This is a genomic window from Acinetobacter populi, from assembly GCF_002174125.1.
GTDB lineage: Bacteria > Pseudomonadota > Gammaproteobacteria > Pseudomonadales > Moraxellaceae > Acinetobacter > Acinetobacter populi.
Map to the genome: position 1 here is coordinate 46,515 of NZ_NEXX01000008.1, position 20,841 is coordinate 67,355.

The following is a 20,841-nucleotide window of genomic DNA, read 5'->3' on the forward strand; positions in this document are numbered from 1 at the left end:
ATCGCTGTATCTTAGCTTTATGCCCTCTCTCAAATTTTGAATCAGATCACTCATATGCCCAGAACAAAGTCAGAAGTTCTCATTCTTGATCTTGTTTCTAATAAAACACCCGAACATGATGCTTTTATACAATAAAAATTTCCTCCTTAAATGCCCCAAACTGACCCATAAAAAATTTTACATTTGATCTCTAACAGATATGCGCATAAATAAGTTAGAGCGATTAGTTTATTGATATATTCGGCAAAGCAAACTTCAGTACAATAAATTTAGTATTTTAATTCATATAGATAAAAAATTAGATCGCTTATTCCGTCAATATCAATCGCTTTCTCAAATTAAAAATTTACTTTCAAACAAAATTATCCTTACCTTCTAATCCACTTTAAATATAAATAACATTGCAAACAAAAATCATTAACATTTAGAATACAAGCGAAATATTTCGCAACAAAAATGAAATATTTCCACCTACAATCCTTATTAAGGTATTCAACATGGCCAAATCTAAAATTCGCAATAATAAAGCCGTCCAGACTGTTGCTTTGGCAATTGCCCTCCCCAATTTAGCATTTGCAGCAACCGATGATGTCGTGTCATTGCCCACACTTGATGTACAAGCAGAAGGAAGTACAAGCCCTTATTTACAAAAGGAAGCCTCATCAACAAAAAGAACAGAATCTTTGCTTAATACTGCAAAAACAACGCAGATCATTACAGCAGAATCATTAAAACAGCAAAATCTACTTTCATTACAGGATGCACTTGCGACAACACCGGGAATTACCTTTGGCGCTGGAGAAGGTGGCGGTGGTTATGGGGATAAAATTAATCTTCGTGGCTATGATGCCAGCTATAACACAACAATTGATGGTTTACGTGATCCTGCACTGTATACACGCAGTGATTTATTCAATTATGAAGCAGTTGAAATTACCAAAGGAGCAAATTCTGCCGAAAATGGTGCCGGTCAGGTCAGTGGTGGGGTTAATCTGGTCAGTAAAAAACCCAAGAATGTAGATGCCAATGAAATCAATGTTGGTGTCGGCACAGATGATTACACGCGTTTTACAGGGGATTTTAATACCGTTGTGAATGATAGCGTTGCGGCTCGCTTAAATGTAATGGGACATAAAAACCAGTATCCGGGCGGTCCAGAAGAAGCGAAACGCTGGGGTATTGCACCTTCTATTACTTTTGGTATAAATGATGCCACGAAAACAACTTTCTCCTATTTCCATCAGGAAGATGATAATGACCCCATGTATGGTATTCCAAACTATATGGGTAAATTTATCTCCGGCATTTCCACCAGCAATCGTTATGGATATCGAAATCTGGACAACCAGAAAATTACCGCCGATATCGCCACCATTAATATCGAAAGCCAGATCAACGATAAGTTAAAATTAAACTCTATCACGCGCTATAGTGATATAGATCAAGAAACCACCATATCCGCACCTCAAGGTACTTATTGTCTATCCAGTGGTTTAACTGCGGCCGGTGTTTCCTGTACAACACCGGGTCAATATGTTGTTAGTGGACCACGCGGTTCGTATCGGGATACCGAAACCAAACAATGGACCAATGATACCAACTTAGTCAGTCAATTTAATACGGGTCTAATCGAACATGCTCTGGTCACAGGTATTGGATTTACCCAGGAAGACTATACCTTAACATCCGGTGGCTATTTATATGATAGTAATGGCAACGCTTTAAGCAAACCGAATATGGATGTGTATAATCCAGACAATTACTGGCATGGCGCAACCAATTTTCGTAAAACGGGTGTTACCGATGGTACTTTAAATATTTATTCCGCTTATGTTCTGGATACCATGAAATTTGGTCCGCAATGGTTATTCAATCTAGGCGTCCGTTATGACCATACCGATGCAAAATATAAAAGTTTTAGTTATTCAACCACCACTGGTGCAGAAGTTCTGGCAAATCGAACCACTTCTGATCAAAAGGACAACCTTGTATCCTACAATGCTGGATTAACTTTTAAACCGACTGAAAATTCAAGCCTCTATATTGCCTACAGCAATGCACAAAAACCCACAAGTTATGCTGCATCGGCCACATGTGCAACAGGTACTACATGTGATGTAGATCCAGAAGAAGCGGTAAACTATGAAGTCGGTGCAAAATGGCAAGCCAATCCGGATATTTTATTAAGCGCCGCCATTTTCCGTAATGAACAAAATAAAGTCCGTGTCTCGGACCCAAGTAATACCACAACTTACGCCTTGGATGGCAAAAATCATGTTGATGGTGTCGAGCTAGGTGCGGTTGGAAAAATCCTGCCACAATGGGATATTTCTGCCAGTGTCGCCTATATGAAAGGAGAATATGATCAATCCATCGCCGATTCGGTCAATGATGCCGACTATAAAGAAGGCACGGAAATGACCAATATTCCGAAAGTATCCGGCAGTTTATGGACAACCTATGCCCTTAATCCGGCATGGAAGATTGGTTATGGTCTAACTTATCAGGGTAAAACATATTTAAGTGATGTGAGTGCCACAAGTACGGTTCGTGGGGAATCAGACGATTATTTATTGCATAATGCATCTGTAACCTATACTTATAATCAGGATTTAAGTTTTAACCTGATTGGTAAAAACTTATCCAATGAGAAATATTTTACCAATATTCGTAACAGTGGCTGGTCAACTGTCGGTGCAGAACGAAGTGCGGTATTTAATATCAACTACAAATTCTAATTGTAGCTAAGATAAAAAAATAAAGGCATCTGAATTTGATTCAGGTGCTTTTATCCATCTATAGAGGCGAACATGATTATACAAATCCCCAATTTATTAACGCTAGATCAGGTCAATCATTGTCGTCAACTTTTACAAAAAGCCCAGTGGATTGATGGCAAAGGAACCACCGGACATCAATCTGCACATTTAAAAAACAATTTACAGTTGGGCGAAAGCGATCCCACGGCAAAAGAAATGAGTCAACTCATCAGTCAAACTGCGCTCAATCATCCTTTATTCTTTAGTGCAGCTTTACCCCGTACAATTTATCCACCCATGTTTAATTGCTATCAAAATGGTGGCACGTTTGGCACGCATGTTGATAATGCAATTCGCAAACACCCCGATACACAGCAGCCATTGCGTACCGATGTGTCATGTACTGTGTTTTTTACCAATCCAGAAGAATATGAAGGCGGAGAATTAATTATTCAGGATACCTTTGGGACACAAGCAGTTAAGCTGGCTGCCGGATATGCAATTTTATATCCTTCTACCAGTCTGCATAAAGTCAATCCTGTCACGCAAGGTGCGCGTGTTGCATCTTTCTTTTGGGTACAAAGTTTTATTGCATCTGATGAACAGCGCCGATTGCTTTTTGAACTGGATCAAAATATTCAAAAACTCACAACCCAATTAACCAGCACACATGAAAGCGTCATTTCCCTGACCGGGATTTATCATAATCTGCTACGTCAATGGGGAGATTTATAAGCATGCCAGATCCAATTCTTGCGCCTTTAACGCAGATTCCAGCCGACTTGCAAACACTGCCCGATTATCAGATTGAGGCACAAAAACATCTTAATGCAGCAACATGGAGCTATCTCAATGGTGGAGCAATGCATGAAATCAGCGTCCAACAAAATATTTTACAGTTTCAGGATATTCAGCTTATTCCACGGCATTTAAATGATTTAACGCATGGCAATACGCAAATACATTTATTCGGACAAATATTTCCCCATCCCATTTTTCTGGCACCGATTGGTCATCAACAACTTTTTCATCCACAGGGTGAAGCTGCAACAGCATTGGCAGCAGAAGCTGTACAGGCAAATTATGTTTTAAGCACGTTTAGCAACACCGCCATGACGCAAGTCAATCAGGACTATCCGTTTAAATGGTTTCAATTATACTGGCAAGGTTGTAGAGAACTTTCCTTGCCTTTAATTCAGCAGGCCGAACATTGCGGATTTCGGGCAATTGTTGTCACCATTGATGCACCGCACGTCGGCATCCGTGATCGTGAACGCAAAGCATTTTTCCAGCTACCCGAAGGTATGCAGCATCCACATACGCCAACGCATATCAGCTTTCCACAAGTATCTCCAACAGAAAGCCAGTTATTTCAGGGACTGATGCAAATTGCACCGCAATGGGATGATATCCGCTGGTTAATCGAAACGACGCAGCTTCCCGTTATTTTAAAAGGTGTATTACATCCTGCCGATGCAAAGAAAGCATTCGCAATGGGTGTCGCAGGTCTGATTATTTCCAATCATGGTGGCCGGGTATTAGACACCACCATTTGCCCTATCGACGCATTACAAACCATTAAAAAAATCGTACCAGCTGATTATCCGCTTTTACTAGATGGCGGCATTCGTCGTGGTACAGATGTATTTAAGGCACTGGCTTTAGGCGCAAGCGCTGTACTGATTGGCAGACCGTATATTTATGGTCTGGCAACTGCGGGCGCATTAGGCGTGGCACATGTGATCCGCACACTCAAAGAAGAATTTGAAGTAACCATGGCATTGATGGGAACTGCAAGCATAAATGAGATCAACCAAGACTATATTTATCTTAAATAGAAAAATATACGGAAAATTCTTTCATATCTGCAAAAAAATATGCAAATATTAGGAAAACATTTCCTTTCTGGTTCCACTAGAATTTATGCTATTCCCAGTGAAGATACGTTGCTTGTATCTACTGAACTCATCTTATTTTACAGGGTGCATGATGAAAAAATTATATTATTCCGCCAACACATCTACAGCACAGCAGGATCTGCTTATGCTGCGCATTGCGCGCATATAACACTATTGATTGGCTTTTAAAGCACCCTTGATAATCAGTTTTATATTTTAACCCTTTTATAAAGATATATGTTACCTTCGACAATTTGCATACGGAGGGGACACGGAGCAATTCTCATGATGTTACAAGATCCAAGCACCAAATACCGCCGCATGTACCAGCGCGTCAACTTGCCTGATCGCCAGTGGCCAGATAAAGAAATTACCGAAGCACCGATCTGGATGAGCACCGATTTACGTGACGGCAATCAGGCGATTTTCGAACCGATGGATATTGAACAGAAATTCAAAATGTTTCAAATGTTGGTTAAAATCGGTTTTAAACATATCGAAATTGGTTTTCCTTCAGCATCGCAGATCGATTTTGATTTTACCCGCAAATTGATTGAAGAAAATCATATTCCAGATGATGTCTATATTGAGGTTTTGGTACAGGCGCGGGATCATTTGATCGCACGCACATTCGAGTCATTAATTGGTGCAAAACGTGCCATTGTGCATATTTATAATGCCAACTCCCCAACCTTCCGTAATAAAGTCTTAAATGTCGATATTGCCGGAGCAAAAGCACTGGCTGTGAATGCGGCAGAAAAAGTTAAGGAATATGCAGCACAGTATCCGCAAACCGACTGGATCTTCCAGTATAGCCCAGAATGTTTTACCGCGACGGAAATGGAAGTCGCCAAAGAAATCTGTGATGCAGTGACTGAAATCTGGGATGCACGTCCAGAGAAAAAAGTGATTTTAAATCTGCCTGCAACAGTTGAAGTTGCCAGCCCGAACGTCTATGCCGATCAGATCGAATGGATGCACCGCAATCTTGAGCGTCGTGACGGTGTGATTATCTCAGTGCATCCGCATAATGACCGCGGCTGTGGTATTGCCGCAGCAGAACTGGCGATCATGGCCGGTGCTGATCGGGTTGAAGGTTGTGTGTTCGGTAATGGCGAACGTACTGGTAACGTTGATGTGGCAGCTGTTGCCCTGAATATGTATACCCAAGGTGTAGCACCGCATCTGGATTTTTCCAATATCAATGAAATCATTGCCACTGTTGAAGAATGTACCGGCTTGCCTGTGCATCCACGTCATCCATATGCAGGCGATCTGGTATTTACCGCATTCTCCGGTTCGCATCAGGATGCAATCAAAAAAGGCTTTGAATTCCAAAAAGATCAGGAAGTTTGGGATATGCCCTACTTGCCGATTGATCCCAAAGATCTGGGCCGTAGCTATGATGCTGTGATTCGGGTCAATAGCCAATCCGGTAAAGGTGGCATTGCCTACTTACTAGAAGCCAATTATGGTGTGGTCTTGCCACGTCGTTTGCAGATCGAATTTAGTCAGGTGGTACAGCAATATACCGATGCCAACGGCACAGAAATCAGTGCAGAACATATCTGGGATTTGTTTACCCAAAGTTATGTCTATACCGGTCAAAACTATTATCAGGTCAAAAATTATCGTCTGGCTGATCATAATGGCAAGCAAACGGTGCAGTTTGAAGTTAAAGCTGGTGATGAAATCCGTCATTTAACTGGCGAAGGCAACGGTCCGATTTCTGCCATTTTAAATGCCATCGCTCTGCCGATAGATGTGTTAAACTATGAAGAGAAAAGTATTGGTAATGGGGCAAATGCCAAAGCATTGGCCATGATTGAATTACAGGTTCAGGGACAGGCTATCAGCGGTTTTGGTGTCGGTATTCATGACAATATTGTCACTGCATCGATTGAAGCGATTCTGGCTTGTGTCAATCGTTTGATTATCAAAGGTGCTTTGGAAGCAGAACACATCGCAAAAGCCGTTTAATTTTCGCTTTTGCTATCTGAAAGGATACCAACGGATGTCACTTGTTGGTATCCTTTCGCTATTCAGAAATAAGGTAAGGGTGAGCGTTGAGCTTTGCAGCAGACTCTGTGGGTGTTGTGACTCCACAAAAATTTACATTTGAGCAGCCATTACAACTGGAATGTGGACGAATACTGCCACGTTTTGAACTCATGGTGGAAACTTACGGAACGTTAAATTCCGATCACTCCAATGCAATTTTAATCTGTCATGCATTATCTGGACATCACCATGCGGCGGGTTTTCATCATGCTGATGATAAAAAACCAGGCTGGTGGGATGCCTGTATCGGGCCGGGTAAAGCCATTGATACCAACATTTTTTATGTGGTGGCACTAAATAATATTGGTGGCTGTAATGGTTCGACTGGTCCTATTTCACCCAATCCCGAAAATGACAACCGACCCTATGGTCCAGACTTCCCTCTGGTGACTGTACGGGACTGGGTTAAAACCCAAAAAATGCTATCCGAACGCTTGGAAATCGATGTCTGGCATGCCGTGGTCGGTGGTTCACTCGGTGGTATGCAGGCACAGCAGTGGGCTGTAGATTATCCCGATGCATTAAAAAATTGTGTAGTCATTGCCAGTGCCCCAAAACTAACTGCACAAAATATTGCATTTAACGAAGTCGCACGCCAGTCGATCCTGTCAGATCCGGATTTTTATCATGGTCGTTATCTGGAACATGACAGTTATCCAAAACGAGGCTTAATTCTAGCCCGTATGGTTGGACATATTACCTATTTGTCCGAAGAAGCCATGAAACAAAAATTTGGTCGTGACCTAAAATCGGGCAAATTTATGTACGGTTTTGATGTCGAGTTTCAAGTTGAAAGTTATTTGCGCTATCAGGGTGAGCAATTTAGTCGAAATTTTGATGCCAATACCTATTTAATTATGACCAAAGCACTGGATTATTTTGATCCTGCGCGTGAATTTGATGGAAATTTACCTGAAGCATTGGCACAAACCAAATGTCGTTTTCTGGTGATTTCCTTTACCACCGATTGGCGCTTCTCCCCTTCACGCTCACAAGAAATCGTCAATGCATTGATTTCCAATCATAAACCAGTGAGTTATATGGATATCGAAGCAGAACAGGGGCACGACTCCTTTTTGTTTCCAATTCCCTTGTATGTCAAAACTTTACATAACTTTTTGACCAGTACCCTGCAACCAAATACTGCGAGCGAGGTTTAAACCATGCGTATAGATCAACAACTTGCAGAAAAATGGATTAAACCCAATTCCCGTGTGCTGGATCTTGGCTGTGGCAATGGTGAATTGTTGTCACATATGCAGCGTAAACATAATGTTCATGCTTATGGACTCGAGATTGATCAAGAAAAAATTGCAATTGCGATTGGTCGGGGCTTGAATATTATTCAACAAGACCTTAATCTAGGGCTAAAACAGTTTGCCGATCAGAGTTTCGACTATGTAGTAATGGCACAAGCTTTGCAAGCTGTAGATGCACCGGACGTTTTATTGCGTGATATGGTGCGAGTTGGGCGTGAAGCAATTATTACATTTCCAAATTTTGCACACTGGAAAACAAGATCCTATCTTGCGTTACGGGGTAAAATGCCTGTTTCAGACGCATTACCCTATATGTGGTATGATACGCCAAATATTCATCTGTGTACCTTCAAAGACTTTGAAGCGTTATGCAAAGATAATCAAATTCGTATCATTAATCGACTGGCTGTAAACGATAATCAGGAAGCCAGCTTAATGATGAAATATATCCCAAATCTTTTTGGTGAAATTGCTATTTATCGAGTAAGTGCCTTATGAAAAAACTAGCCATAAGTACCGTATTGATGAGTGTTTTTGCTGTTTCTGCGCATGCAGAATTAATTAATCAACAACCATCAAGCAGTACCACCGTTGCACAATATGCCACCATGCCGATTGATCAATTGGCAAAAGCTGCTCAATCTGGTCAGGGTTCTGCACAATTCTTTCTGGGTAACCGTTATAAAAATGGTCAGGGTGTAAAGCAGGATCAGTCACAAGCGTTTGCATGGTTCAAAAAAGCTGCTGATCAGGGCATTCCCTCTGCTCAGTTGAATGTTGGACAAATGTATGCCAGCGGTGTTGGTGTCAAACAGGACTTAAATGCGGCAAAAACCTATTTGATGAAAGCAGCCAAACTAGGTGACAACCGTGCCAGCTATAATCTTGCTGTGCTTGAAGAACGCGCCAAAAATTATGTAAATGCCTATCAATGGTATGAACTATCTACTCGCGATGGCATGCTCGATTTCCGGGTTAAAGATATGTCCGAGAAAAAAATCGTACAACTGGCAGCCAACCTCAATACCAATGAGATGCGTCTGGCCCGTGAGCGTTCTGATCGCTGGATTCAATCTGACGACTAAGTCTGATGACTTAAAATTGCTTGATCAAAAGCCGGTTACTACAGATAACCGGCTTTTTTAATGATGTTTTATGACTTTTTTGTCCCACTAGTAAGCAGAATTTACAGAACTTTTAGCCTAGTTCAACTATACTCATCACTATGTTTTTGGTGAGCAATGTATATGTTTATTGAAGAAAAAAAGCAACAACATCGGCCAAACCTGCAACATCGACTACCGACTTTACTGGGGTTGTGCATCGGACTGCTCATCTATCCGGCTGCTTATGCTCAGGAGTATAGCTATGCTCAGGCAGAACAGCAGATTCTCCAGCATTCCTATACAGCTCAGGCAAATACTGCCCTACAACAGGCCGCACAACTCGAAGCCGAAGCGGTTAAGGGTTTGGGCTTACCACGCATAGACCTAAACGCACGTGCTTATAAATTTCATAGCCAGACGGATGTACCACTGGATAATTTTAAACAAAGCATAGAAGATCAATTATCGCAGCGTTTAAGTGACCGTATGTCCGAACTGGAAAATATCGGTGTCCCATCCGATATTCTGGATCCGGTAGAATCTGGCATTAATAATATTATTCATGACGGCATTGGCCAACTGCCCAACTATGCCAATTTAACCCTAGACGATGAAGTCTTTCGTCCAACCATTTCCATGACCATGCCAATCTATACCGGTGGTTTAACCCAGAGTGCCAAACAGGTTACGCAGATTAATGCCCGACGCAGTGCGTTAAGTACTACCCAGCAGCAGGATGTACAGCGTTTTGAACTGGTTCAAAGTTATTTCTATACGCAACTGCAACAACAACTTTTACTTGCCAGCCAGGAAAATCTAAATGCCATGCAACGGCATCTGGATAATGCCATCAAATTCGAGCAACAAGGCTTTATCAGCAAAGGTCAGCGTATGCAATTTAATGTGGCACGTAATAATGCCGCACGACTATTTCAAACCACACAAAGTAACTATGCTGCCAGTTATTTCCAACTGAAAAACCTGTTACAGGATGAAAATATTAGTGCCTTGAGTACACCTTTATTTGTTAATAAAACACAAAGTCATCAACTCGATAGCCTGTTGGCGAGTTTTGCCGATCAATCTCCGCTGATCCAGAAATTACGCATGGACACCGAACTGGCCAATGAAAAAGTCAAAGTACAGAGTGCCAGTCAAAAACCGAAAATTTTTGCCTTTGGTGAATATGGTCTGGATGACAAACATAACTGGATCGTTGGCGTTGTTGCCAGCTACAATCTGTTTTCCGGTATCAATAAAAGTAAACAGGTACAGGCTGCCGAATTACAACGCTATGCCACCGAACTATTGACCGAAAAAACCAAGCAGGAAATGTCCAATATCATTTATAAAGCCTATAGCGAGTTACAGGATTCTCAGCAATCCCATCAGTTACTCATGGAAAATATGCTCGCTGCCCAAGAAAATCTGCGCATACAAACCCTTTCCTTTCAGGAAGATATGGGTACAGCCACACAGGTCATTGATGCGGAAAACATGATTCACACCCTTAAAAGTGAAATCGCATTAAATGCCTATAAATATGTCATGTCTTTGGCCACATTACTGCAAAGCAACGGTTCAATTACCCAGTTTAAAACCTATGTTCAACAAAATAATACCGACTATATTGGCAATTAAGATGAGGAAGCATGATGACTGATCCCAACACCCCTGATTCCAAACATCTCAATCCGCCATCATCTGATAATGCATCGCATGCAGATCAGAACCATGATGCAACATCACAACAGAAAGCTGAAACATCGAATGAGCAGGATAACAATTCCGACAATCCACAGAAAAACACCAAGATAAAAATCGCACTGGCGATTTTATTGATCGCATTGCTCGGTCTGATTGCCTTTGGTCTCTGGAAAAGTTATCAGCCCAAAACTGTGAGTCTGCAAGGTCGTGTCGAAGCCGATACCATTCATATCAGCACCAAAGTACCAAGCCGTATCGAAGCCATCTATGTTCAGGAAGGTCAACCCATCAAACAAGGACAATTACTGATTAAACTCAGTAGTCCTGAAATTGAAGCAAAAAAACAACAGGCACAAGCAGCTTTGCAATCAGCTTTAGCCTTACAGTCCACAGCCGAACGCGGTTCGCAAGAAGAAAACATCGAGACATTTTATGCCAACTGGCAAAGTGTCAAAGCACAGGCAGATTTGGCAGACAAAACCTATCAACGTGCGGCCAATCTCTATCAGCAGGGTGTGATTTCACGCCAGCGCAGAGATGAGCTACATGCTGCAAAAATTTCTGCCAATCAACTGGCCGAAGCCGCCTATCAGCAATATGCCCGAACCAAACGTGGCAGTACGCCTGAGCAAAAATCTACCGCAGATGCACAGGTTGAAATTGCCCGTGCCGCGGTACAAGAAGCCAATGCTTTGGATGCCGAAACTATTTTGCACGCTCCGGTCGATGGGATTGTCTCAAAAATCTATGGTAAACCGACTGAACTGGTGGCAATGGCTGTACCGGTCGTGAGCATTTTACAGCATGATCATTGGGTCAGTCTTGCTGTGCGGGAAGACCAATATGCCAGTGTTTATCAGGAGAAAACGCTAAAAGGCTTTGTCCCTGCCCTCAATAAAACAGTCGAGTTTGATATTCACAATATTGAAGCAGAAGGTGACTTTGCAACCATCAAAACCACACGGCAAACAGGTGGCTATGATATTCGCAGTTTTAAATTACATCTGACACCGCATACGCCGGTTGCCGACCTAAAAGTCGGTATGAGTGTAATTTTCCAGATCAAAGAGCGTAAATAAAAAATGTGGGCGTGTATCCTGCGTGAACTACATTACTTGCTCAAGAATAAATGGGATTTGGCGCTGGTCACGCTTGCGCCATTGTTTATCATTTTTTTATTCAGCAGTATGTTTTATGCAGGTAAGGCAGAGCATTTGCCAATTGCTATTATTGATCAGGATCAAAGTGAATTAAGCCGCAGTATCGAAAAATATCTCAGTCACAATCAAAGTCTTTCCGTTGCGGTGATTACCAACAGTCAGGACGAGGCTGAGCATTTACTGAATCAGACCAAAATCTGGGGCTATGTGCTGATTCCATCCGGGGCTGAGCAGCGTCTGGTCAAGGCGCAGGATGCACAAATTGCCATTGCCTTTAATCAATCGTTTTTTAGTATTGGCAACACTATTTCATCGGCCATGATGTTAGGCACATTGCAGGCCATTGTAGAATTTACTGGTGATGATTATCTGGGAAAGAAACTACCCTATCTCGATGCCCCAACGCCCAACGTTAAAATATCAACCCTGTATAATCCAGATCTCAATTATGAATTTTATCTGGGACCTTTTGTGGTTCCGGCGATTTTACATTTGCTTTTATGTTGCTGTGTGGCATTTTCAATAGGTCAGGAAATCAAACGTCATACCCTGCATGGCTGGCTTGATCAACGTACACTTTTTTCCGCTTTAATGGCGAAGATTCTGGTGTATGTCTGTATTTTTTGTCTATGGACATGGCTATGGATGTTCTGGTTGATCGTGATTCGTGGCTGGTTTGTGGCGGGAAGTTTGGGCCTGATTTTAATAGCACAATTTTTATTTTATTTTGCCTATGCCGTCATTAGTAGCACCATGGTACTGGCAACCAAAAATTTAAGTAAAACCTTTGGTTTTATTGCGGTCTATGGCGGTTCATCACTAAGCTTTGCAGGCGTCACATTGCCACTGAATAACGCCCCGCTCTTTACAAAGTTTTGGGCCAATATTATTCCCTATACACCTTATGCCAAATTACAAACCGAACAATGGGTGGTAGGAAGTCCTGTTTATATTTCACTTTATCCTTTGGCACTGATCTTGGTATATTGCATTGTTTATGCTGCAATTTCACTGTTTTTACTGAAAAAAATCTGGCGGGAGGCATAGAGATGAAGAAGTTTTTATCGCAATTCCTGCATGATTATCTACAAACCTTTAAAAATATTGCCAAAAATCAGTCCATACTCACAACATTAGTGCTGTCGGTATTGCTGTATAGTTTCTTCTATCCAACTGCTTATAAAGGACAAAATGCCGAATCTATCCCGATTGTGATTGTGGATCAGGAACAGAGTGCTTTAACCAATACCATTATTACCGAAGTTGCGAAAAGCCCAAATGTAGAGATTAAGACGATCACCAGTAACTTTCTTGAAGCAGAAAGTCTGTTACAACAACAAAAAGCGGATGGTATTCTATTACTGCCGGATAATTTATCCCAAAGCATCCGACAGGGAGAAACCGGCGGCATCGGTATCTATTTAAGTACCGCATATTTCCTAAAAACCAAACAGATTGGTTTGGGGATTGCACAATCGATTGAACAAACCTTAACTGATTATACCGAGAAATTCGGAGAAATCAGCGAGTTTCATTTAACTGTTCCCATTCACCAGATTCCGCTATTCAATACCTTATCAGGCTATGGCAGTTATATTTTTCCTGCTGTAGCTTCCATCATTATTCACCAAACGATCTTTCTAGGCTTGTGCATGTTGATTGCCGGTTATCGTGATGGCGCCTACACTGGACAAAAATGGCGACCAACCGTATCGGAATTCTGGGCAATTTATGCGGCAATCCTGACCATTGGCTGTCTAGGCTGTTTTTATTTGTTTGGTTTTACCTTCTGGCTCTATGATTATCCGCGAGGTGGCAATTTCTGGGGCATGATCGTCACTGTACCGATCTTCGTTAGCTGTGTAATTGCCATGGCAATGTTGTTCGCATCATTTCTGGATATGAGTGAACGCGCAGGACATGTGATTGTATTTACCTCGATTCCATTATTTTTATTAAGCGGTACAGCTTGGCCACATCATGCCATGCCGGAATGGCTGCAATACTTTGCTTGGATCTTACCATCAACTAATGGTGTACAGGCATTAATACAACTCAATCAAATGGGTGCGCCGCTTATTGATGTTTTCCCCAAGTTGATCTATTTAAGTTGTTTGGCGTTGATTTTTTTCATTCTGGCTTATTATCGTCTGACCAGAAAATAAACCTCAAACCTAAATATTCTGTTCCAGATGCAATAATCTCGTTTTGTTCTCCAGTCCACCGGCAAAACCTGTTAATGCGCCATTTTTGCCAATCACCCGGTGACAGGGTGCAATAATGGAAATTGGATTTTTGCCATTGGCAGCCCCGACTGCCCGCACTGCCTTGACATTGCCAACCGCCGCTGCAATCTGTAAGTAACTGCGGGTTTCACCATAAGGGATCTTTAACAATTCTGCCCATACTTTTTGCTGAAAATCAGTGCCATAAAATGCCAGAGGCAACTCAAATATTTTACGTTGCCCGGCAAAATATTGCTGTAATTGCTGCTGTGTCTTTAACAGGATCGGATGATCAAGGCTTTCTTGCATCGCACCCAATAACACACGGCTCGGCTTGTCTGTTTGCCATAATACCGCCACCAATGCATCTTGTGTGGCGATCAACTTAAGTTGCCCAACCGGACTGTCGATCCATTGATAAAACAATTCAGACATGGTGCTTCCTTTATTTTTAAATCGCAGTATCGCCTAATTTACCATCAATATTATCTATTATTGTTATACGATTCCATATAAAAAAGTATCTATAATATGGAACTTTTCTTTTCAGCATGGATCGCTATGTCACAAAGTACAGATGCATTTGCAGCCTTACGGTATCGTGATTTTTCAATTGTGACACTTAATCAGTTCTGTTTGACTTTAGCCATACTCATTCAGGAAATTATTGTATCTTACTCCCTATATCAAATTACCCACGATCCTCTAACACTGGGATTAATTGGTCTGGCAGAAGCAATTCCGTTTATTTCATTGTCACTTTGGGGCGGTTATTTTGCAGATCGTTTTAACAAACAACGGATCATGCAGCTGTGCTTATTTTTTGCAGCACCATTGCCTTGTGTGTTTTGGGTCTTATTTCATTATCATGGTTTAAGCCTGCTAAGTACGCAGGGGCTGGCATGGGGCGTTTATGCCGTCATTTTCTGTCTGGGTTTGGTTCGAGGCTTTTATAATCCGTCAGCAACCTCTTTAAAACCATTTTTAATTCCAGCACATTTATATGCCAATGGCGCAACATGGACCACTATAGGCTGGCAAAGTGGTGTGATTCTAGGTCCAATGCTGGGTGGATTTATGCTGGCTTATCTAGGTCGGGAAACCAGCTTTCTTTCTGTCACCATTTTATTGACGATCTGTTTTGTTCTGGTGTCTTTTTTAAGTAAACGTACTTTTCCCAGCATTCGGCACGACAGTATTCTGGCCAGTTTAAAAGAAGGTTTTCAGTTTATTTTTAAAACCAAAATTGTGCTGTGGGCGATTTCTCTGGATCTGGTTTCCGTATTATTTGGCGGTGTGATTGCACTATTGCCTATCTTTGCGCACGATATTCTCAAAATTGGCGCGGAAGGTTTGGGTTTTCTACGGGCTGCCCCATCAATCGGTGCATTAATCACCATGATTGCCTTAACCCGCTTTCCACCCACTCAACATGCCTGGCGTAATATGCTCATCGCAGTGGCAGGATTTGGGGTGTTCACTTTACTGTTTGCCTTCTCAACCACAATGTGGCTCTCCTTATTTGCCCTTGCCATGACAGGTGCCTGTGACAGTATTTCGGTGGTGATTCGTCAGACCATTTTACAAATTTTTCCACCCGAAAATATGCGGGGTCGTGTGGCAGCAGTTAATGGTATGTTCGTTTCCAGTAGCAATGAATTAGGCGCTTTCGAGTCCGGTCTTGCAGCCAAATATATGGGTGCAGTGTACGCTTCCGTTTTTGGTGGTTTAATGACCATGTTCGTAGTCATGGTTAGTTGGTCAAAAACTCGGGATCTGTTTCCGGTTGACATTACCCGCTCACCCTATGAAACCAAGGATAAGTCTTAGCGCTTCAACGATTTACCACGCATAAAAAAAGCCAATCTAAACATCAGATTGGCTTCTTCAATTTTAAATCCGATTAGAATCTAAAACGTACACCGGCTGTAAAGTTACGGCCTTGTTGTGGAATCGTTGACAAGTAAGAAGCATGGTTATAATAGGTTTCATCAAGCAAGTTATTTGCCTGTAAATATACCTGATAAGACAAACGATCATTCAGACTCTTATCATAACTCACATCCAGATTAACCAGATTATAGCCTGCACTTACATCTTCAAAATCGGCAATATGATCCTGTTTAAAGCCATGGATATATTCTACCCCGCCATGAATTCCATCAAGGAAATTGGCATCAAAACGTACGCCGGCACGCGTTGCAGGAATACGTGGTAAATCTCCGCCTTGATCGAGTTTGGCACGAACATGATCGGTGAAGACTTTGGCTTTATATAATGGACTAAACTGATAGCTGACTTCTGCTTCTGCACCATAAAAATTGGCATCATCTTGACGGTATTCAATCAGACGGAAGTTTTCATAGCGATCCAGCGTATGTGCATAAATATAGTCATCAACTTGATTATAGAAAATATTCGCAGCGTAGCGTAAATCACCATCTGTTTTGCGCAGACCAAGTTCTATATTTTGAGATTTTTCTTTATCCAGATTTTCGTTACCAATCTCATAGGTGTTGGTCGCAATATGTACACCATTTGCATATAACTCCTGTGAGTTTGGCATACGTTCGCCATAACTCAGTGTCAAAGATGCAACATGGTCAGGAACAAATGCCCAGTTGGCTGCTGCCGAAGCAGAAAATGCCGTGTCATCGTAGTTCTTGTATCCACTTTCATCAACGTCAATACTTTGTTTCTCAACACGACCACCCAGCTCAAAATGCACATCATTCCATTGATAATGTTCAATTAAGAAGGCTGCCAGATTTTCTGTATTGGTTTTCGGCAAAAAGCTTTCTTCACCTAATGCTGAAAAATCAAAGTTGGCATACTGTACACCAAATACTCCTTCCCAACCGGCTAAAGGCGTATGTACAAATTCCAGACGGCCATCATAGCCTTTATTCTTAAAGGTAGTGGCAACTTCACCTTCTTCAATTTCGCTATGCTGATAATCAGTGTAGCTGGCACGGGCACGAACTTTCTCAATTCCGGCAAAAGGCTGCTGATATTCGGCACGTAAATCAAAGCGTTTTGATTTCAAATCCACCCATGGTGCGGCTTCACTTTCATGGTCATGATCGTGGTCGTGATCATCTTCTGCACTTTCATCATCATGACTGCCACAATGTAAACTTGTACCATGTGCATGGCAGTCTTCATATTCGTGACTATGACCCGGTAAAGCATATTTATCGTTACGCTCGGTATAGCCGACACCGACAAAGCCTTTGTCACCAATCCAGGATAGGCCCAAGCTGACATTTTCACCTTTGTTCCAAGTGCCATCAACCCGTTTTTCAGCTTCACCTTCATGTTTATAACCGCTTACCTGATAGTCATCGGCTTCACGTTTATCGCCTTCAATTCGCAATGCAAATTGATCGCCCAATCCTACAGTCACGCCTGCTGCACCCAGCTTTTCATTGGCAACCGTATTTCCACGTAAGTGGACTTCACCAGAAATACCATTTTCCGGCATTTGTGTCGGAATTTTTTCATCCAGGACGTTGACCACGCCACCGATCGCACCACCACCATAAAGCAGGGTTGATGGTCCACGTAATACTTCAATTTTAGTTGCCAAGACAGGATCAACAGTGACTGCATGATCCGGAGAAATCTGTGATGCATCCATGACTTCAGATGAGTCCGTTAAAACCTTAACCCGCGGTGCAGTCTGACCACGAATCACAGGACGGCTTGCACCCGGTCCAAAATTATCGCTATTGATCCCTAGTTGTCCCTTTAATGCATCGCCCAAAGTTGCTGCACCTTGTGCCAATTGTTCTTTTTCAACCACATTGACCGCACTGGCAAGGTCATTCTCGTTGGGATTCAGTGGATGTGCCGTGACCGTGATGACTTGTAACTGATGTACTTGCGGTACCTGTTGTACATCATCATTGGCGATACTAAATGTGGAAACCAAAGTACTTGCAACTGCAAGCCACAATGTATTTTGTTTAAATTGCATGTCCGTCCCCAAAACTGGAATGCGTGTTATGTTATAACATTTTAACGAAAGTGCAAGGATTTTCATGCCCGATACGCAGCGATAAAAATATAAAAACTGTTAAAAAGACTGTTTTTGCTTATAAAAATAGATACATATCGATCACTTGTAAAGCGGTCATTTTTGTTATAGTGAAATGCTCAAGGTGCAATCGGCGAGATCATCAACATGCTCAAAGCAATTGTCAGTCTAGGTGCTTTAACAGCGATTCATTATCAATATCGCATCATAAAAAAGCCCCACGTATATTTTAAAAAGACATTAGAAAATCAAACCATTATTGATCATCTGTCAGAACTCAAAGAAAAATATGCAGTGACGCCATGGTTAATCAATCCACATGCACAAATCGTCTATATGACACTAAAACATAAAATCCGCAGTAAACCGCTGCAATACCAACCAATCGAACAATGCCCTATGCCAGACGGTGCCATCACCGAAATCGCCTGGCTAGGCTATGACCTGCCGCAAGACTGCCCCACCATTATCATGTTACATACTGTCACTGCCGATACCCAGACCATGGCGGAAATGGTAGAAGATATTTATCGACAAACCGGCTGGCGTATTGCCTTGTGTTTACGTCGTGGTCATACCACCACACCCCAACCATTTACCACCATCAATATTATGGGCTCAGTGCCTGATTTCCAGATTCAGCTCGACTATATTCAAAGCAAGTTTCCAAAATCTCCGCTATATGCAGTGGGAAGCTCTGCTGGGACGGCAGTGCTGGCCCGTTATCTCGGTGAAGTAGGCAAAAATACGCCTTTAAGGGCAGCGTTCGCCTATTGTCCAGGTTATGACCTAAATGTGGCCTTTGATCGGGTTCATCAGTTTTATGACTGGTATATGGCCAATCTGGTCAAGAAACGCTTTATTCAACCGTATCAGCAACAATTACAACAATATCGTTCCTTACAACCGGTGATAAAAAGTAAACGCCTGCGGGATATTCAAAAAGTATTATTCGAATTCTCGGGTTTTGACAGTTATGATGCTTATTTACGGGCATGTAATCCGATTGACGTATTTGCCAATATTGCCATTCCAACCATGATTCTAAATGCCGAAGATGACCCCATCTGTCATATTGATAATGCATGGCAATATCGTGATGTGATCGAAAATAATGCATCGACCATTTTAGTCACCACCAGACATGGTAGTCATTGTGGACATTATCAGGGACTTAGACCGCGTTCATGGGCACATCAACTGATTGCCGATTATTTACGAACCGTCCATGCCCAATTTGAATCATCAACACAAACAAGATGTTAAGTTGATGTTAAGGAATCGCAAATCCAATGTTTCATTTAGACATTGACCAAAACTTAAAGCTGATACTTGTCCAGCCATGGTTTGCACCAGTATATTTTGAAATTGTTAGCACACAGCGCGACTATTTAAGCCAGTGGTTGCCATGGGTTCGACATGCCAATTCCGAACAGTTCTTCCTTGATTTTATCGAGAAATGCCAACATGATTATCAGGCTGGTCAATCTTTGGTATGCGGTATCCTGTATCAGGAGCAACTGATTGGCAATTTAAGTTTTAACGCCATTCGCCCACAGCTTAAACGGGTTGAAATTGGTTACTGGCTTAGTCAGGACTATCAGGGCATGGGCATCATGACCAAGTCTGTACAGGCCCTGATCCATTATGCGTTTGATCAGTTACATATTGAAAAGGCACAAATTTCGGTTGCGGTGGACAATCAGCCAAGCCGTCAAATTTGTGAACGACTGGGTATGACACTCGAAGGCATCATCAGTCATAATGAAAATGTCAACGGACGAATTCTGGATCACGCAATCTATGCATTACATCACCCTTCAGCGCAACACCGTTTTCATCATGATTAAGTTTTAAATATGGCTTTTACAATCTCCCACATGGTGGTCGCACCGGTATTATATCGTGTGTTTTTCCGCAAAATTCCGCTTGCCAGTATTGCATTAGGGGCAATGACACCCGACTTACCGCGGTTATTTGGTTTCCGTGCCGATTTTGCTCATACTATGACCGGTGTGTTTTCCATTGATCTGTTGATTGGACTAGTGGGCTGTCTGCTCTGGTTTTGCTTTTATAGACCGGTCTGTTATCACTTGTTCAATAAACAATTGCCGTCCTTAAATAGCAAATCCTATTTTGATCTGATCTTTTATTGCATCATCGGGGTACTGATCGGTGGACTCACCCATCTGGTCTGGGACGGCTTAACGCACGATGATTTTCGTACCTTTATTGGTCATACATTGCTGGCTCAAGTTATTACCTTGCCATGGCTGGGTATCGAGATGCCAATTCATCGTATTTTGCAATATTTGACCTCATTTATTGCGCTGCCTTTTTTATATTATTTGGTTAAACCAATTCTACAAGCACAGCCATTACCGATCTCTTGTCAAACTCCGTCATGGTTGCCTATTCTGTTAATTGCGGTTTGTGGTCTGGTTGGGACCCTCACCAGTATTTATTATCTGCCGAGCCTTTCATATTTTTGGCAACATGACACCTATGGGTTTATCGGCAGATTATTTGTGATTTTTAGCCAGGGATTTTTACTGTGTTTTAGTTTGTTTGCCATCATTCTCAGGATTGCTTTTGCCCGTAGACTAAAATCCTGCTTGTGACATGCT

The 20,841-nt window shown here is 42.0% G+C and carries 17 protein-coding genes; 15 read left to right on the forward strand and 2 right to left on the reverse strand.

Going from position 1 to position 20,841, the window contains the following annotated elements; genetic code table 11:
- Positions 1-497: 497 nt before the first annotated feature.
- The 11 genes from CAP51_RS16735 (at position 498) to CAP51_RS16785 (ending at position 14,115) form a co-directional block, all read left to right on the forward strand.
- On the forward strand, positions 498-2,738 hold the full coding sequence (locus CAP51_RS16735; RefSeq protein WP_087621903.1) for a TonB-dependent receptor: 2,241 nt from the start codon (positions 498-500) through the stop codon (positions 2,736-2,738).
- Between the two features lie 72 nt (positions 2,739-2,810).
- The gene (locus CAP51_RS16740) at positions 2,811-3,494 is read left to right on the forward strand and encodes a Fe2+-dependent dioxygenase (protein WP_087621904.1); all 684 of its coding nucleotides are present in this window, start codon (positions 2,811-2,813) and stop codon (positions 3,492-3,494) included.
- A gap of 2 nt (positions 3,495-3,496) precedes the next feature.
- Positions 3,497-4,597, forward strand: a complete 1,101-nt coding sequence (locus tag CAP51_RS16745) for an alpha-hydroxy acid oxidase (protein WP_087621905.1) — start codon at positions 3,497-3,499, stop codon at positions 4,595-4,597.
- 345 nt (positions 4,598-4,942) lie between these two features.
- A complete protein-coding gene (gene leuA, locus CAP51_RS16750) occupies positions 4,943-6,637 on the forward strand; it encodes a 2-isopropylmalate synthase (protein ID WP_087621906.1) in 1,695 nt (564 codons plus the stop codon).
- A gap of 86 nt (positions 6,638-6,723) precedes the next feature.
- A complete protein-coding gene (metX, locus tag CAP51_RS16755) occupies positions 6,724-7,878 on the forward strand; it encodes a homoserine O-succinyltransferase MetX (protein WP_087621907.1) in 1,155 nt (384 codons plus the stop codon).
- A gap of 3 nt (positions 7,879-7,881) precedes the next feature.
- Positions 7,882-8,475 (forward strand): methionine biosynthesis protein MetW, encoded by a 594-nt coding sequence (gene metW / locus CAP51_RS16760; protein WP_087621908.1) that lies wholly within the window; start codon positions 7,882-7,884, stop codon positions 8,473-8,475.
- Positions 8,472-9,062 (forward strand): tetratricopeptide repeat protein, encoded by a 591-nt coding sequence (locus CAP51_RS16765; RefSeq protein WP_087621909.1) that lies wholly within the window; start codon positions 8,472-8,474, stop codon positions 9,060-9,062. Before metW ends, CAP51_RS16765 begins: the two co-directional genes overlap by 4 nt.
- Positions 9,063-9,224: 162 nt before the next feature.
- Complete coding sequence (locus tag CAP51_RS16770) at positions 9,225-10,724, forward strand: TolC family protein (protein WP_087621910.1); 1,500 nt, start codon at positions 9,225-9,227, stop codon at positions 10,722-10,724.
- A gap of 14 nt (positions 10,725-10,738) precedes the next feature.
- Positions 10,739-11,869 carry an HlyD family secretion protein gene (locus CAP51_RS16775; RefSeq protein ID WP_420535133.1) on the forward strand — a complete coding sequence of 377 codons (1,131 nt, stop codon included), beginning with the start codon at positions 10,739-10,741 and terminating at the stop codon, positions 11,867-11,869.
- A gap of 3 nt (positions 11,870-11,872) precedes the next feature.
- On the forward strand, positions 11,873-12,997 hold the full coding sequence (locus tag CAP51_RS16780; RefSeq protein ID WP_087621912.1) for an ABC transporter permease: 1,125 nt from the start codon (positions 11,873-11,875) through the stop codon (positions 12,995-12,997).
- A gap of 2 nt (positions 12,998-12,999) precedes the next feature.
- Positions 13,000-14,115, forward strand: a complete 1,116-nt coding sequence (locus CAP51_RS16785; protein WP_087621913.1) for an ABC transporter permease — start codon at positions 13,000-13,002, stop codon at positions 14,113-14,115.
- A 9-nt stretch (positions 14,116-14,124) separates the two neighbouring features.
- On the opposite strand, the gene CAP51_RS16790 is transcribed toward CAP51_RS16785, so the two are convergent.
- Positions 14,125-14,610 (reverse strand): methylated-DNA--[protein]-cysteine S-methyltransferase, encoded by a 486-nt coding sequence (locus CAP51_RS16790; RefSeq protein WP_087621914.1) that lies wholly within the window; start codon positions 14,608-14,610, stop codon positions 14,125-14,127.
- A 126-nt stretch (positions 14,611-14,736) separates the two neighbouring features.
- Between CAP51_RS16790 and CAP51_RS16795 the strand changes: the two genes are divergently transcribed.
- On the forward strand, positions 14,737-16,005 hold the full coding sequence (locus tag CAP51_RS16795; protein WP_087621915.1) for an MFS transporter: 1,269 nt from the start codon (positions 14,737-14,739) through the stop codon (positions 16,003-16,005).
- A gap of 73 nt (positions 16,006-16,078) precedes the next feature.
- Here CAP51_RS16795 and znuD read toward each other — a convergent pair whose 3' ends face one another.
- Positions 16,079-18,154 (reverse strand): zinc piracy TonB-dependent receptor ZnuD, encoded by a 2,076-nt coding sequence (gene znuD / locus CAP51_RS16800; protein WP_087621916.1) that lies wholly within the window; start codon positions 18,152-18,154, stop codon positions 16,079-16,081.
- A gap of 207 nt (positions 18,155-18,361) precedes the next feature.
- Between znuD and CAP51_RS16805 the strand changes: the two genes are divergently transcribed.
- Genes CAP51_RS16805 through CAP51_RS16815 form a run of 3 tightly spaced genes read left to right on the forward strand, consistent with a single transcriptional unit; the run spans position 18,362 to position 20,835 of the window.
- Positions 18,362-19,480 (forward strand): alpha/beta fold hydrolase, encoded by a 1,119-nt coding sequence (locus CAP51_RS16805; RefSeq protein WP_087621917.1) that lies wholly within the window; start codon positions 18,362-18,364, stop codon positions 19,478-19,480.
- Positions 19,481-19,506: 26 nt separating this feature from the next.
- On the forward strand, positions 19,507-20,064 hold the full coding sequence (locus CAP51_RS16810; RefSeq protein WP_087621918.1) for a GNAT family N-acetyltransferase: 558 nt from the start codon (positions 19,507-19,509) through the stop codon (positions 20,062-20,064).
- 9 nt (positions 20,065-20,073) lie between these two features.
- Positions 20,074-20,835, forward strand: a complete 762-nt coding sequence (locus CAP51_RS16815; protein WP_087621919.1) for a DUF4184 family protein — start codon at positions 20,074-20,076, stop codon at positions 20,833-20,835.
- Positions 20,836-20,841: the final 6 nt, after the last annotated feature.

Excerpts from the sequence above, each read along its gene's own strand:
- znuD (WP_087621916.1), bottom strand. The coding sequence starts at position 18,154 with ATGCAATTTAAACAAAATACATTGTGGCTTGCAGTTGCAAGTACTTTG.
- CAP51_RS16785 (WP_087621913.1), top strand. The coding sequence starts at position 13,000 with ATGAAGAAGTTTTTATCGCAATTCCTGCATGATTATCTACAAACCTTT.
- CAP51_RS16805 (WP_087621917.1), top strand. The coding sequence starts at position 18,362 with ATGCTCAAAGCAATTGTCAGTCTAGGTGCTTTAACAGCGATTCATTAT.
- CAP51_RS16775 (WP_420535133.1), top strand. The coding sequence starts at position 10,739 with ATGACTGATCCCAACACCCCTGATTCCAAACATCTCAATCCGCCATCA.
- CAP51_RS16780 (WP_087621912.1), top strand. The coding sequence starts at position 11,873 with ATGTGGGCGTGTATCCTGCGTGAACTACATTACTTGCTCAAGAATAAA.
- CAP51_RS16765 (WP_087621909.1), top strand. The coding sequence starts at position 8,472 with ATGAAAAAACTAGCCATAAGTACCGTATTGATGAGTGTTTTTGCTGTT.
- CAP51_RS16735 (WP_087621903.1), top strand. The coding sequence starts at position 498 with ATGGCCAAATCTAAAATTCGCAATAATAAAGCCGTCCAGACTGTTGCT.
- metW (WP_087621908.1), top strand. The coding sequence starts at position 7,882 with ATGCGTATAGATCAACAACTTGCAGAAAAATGGATTAAACCCAATTCC.
- CAP51_RS16810 (WP_087621918.1), top strand. The coding sequence starts at position 19,507 with ATGTTTCATTTAGACATTGACCAAAACTTAAAGCTGATACTTGTCCAG.
- CAP51_RS16795 (WP_087621915.1), top strand. The coding sequence starts at position 14,737 with ATGTCACAAAGTACAGATGCATTTGCAGCCTTACGGTATCGTGATTTT.
- CAP51_RS16745 (WP_087621905.1), top strand. The coding sequence starts at position 3,497 with ATGCCAGATCCAATTCTTGCGCCTTTAACGCAGATTCCAGCCGACTTG.
- CAP51_RS16815 (WP_087621919.1), top strand. The coding sequence starts at position 20,074 with ATGGCTTTTACAATCTCCCACATGGTGGTCGCACCGGTATTATATCGT.
- CAP51_RS16740 (WP_087621904.1), top strand. The coding sequence starts at position 2,811 with ATGATTATACAAATCCCCAATTTATTAACGCTAGATCAGGTCAATCAT.
- CAP51_RS16770 (WP_087621910.1), top strand. The coding sequence starts at position 9,225 with ATGTTTATTGAAGAAAAAAAGCAACAACATCGGCCAAACCTGCAACAT.
- leuA (WP_087621906.1), top strand. The coding sequence starts at position 4,943 with ATGATGTTACAAGATCCAAGCACCAAATACCGCCGCATGTACCAGCGC.
- CAP51_RS16790 (WP_087621914.1), bottom strand. The coding sequence starts at position 14,610 with ATGTCTGAATTGTTTTATCAATGGATCGACAGTCCGGTTGGGCAACTT.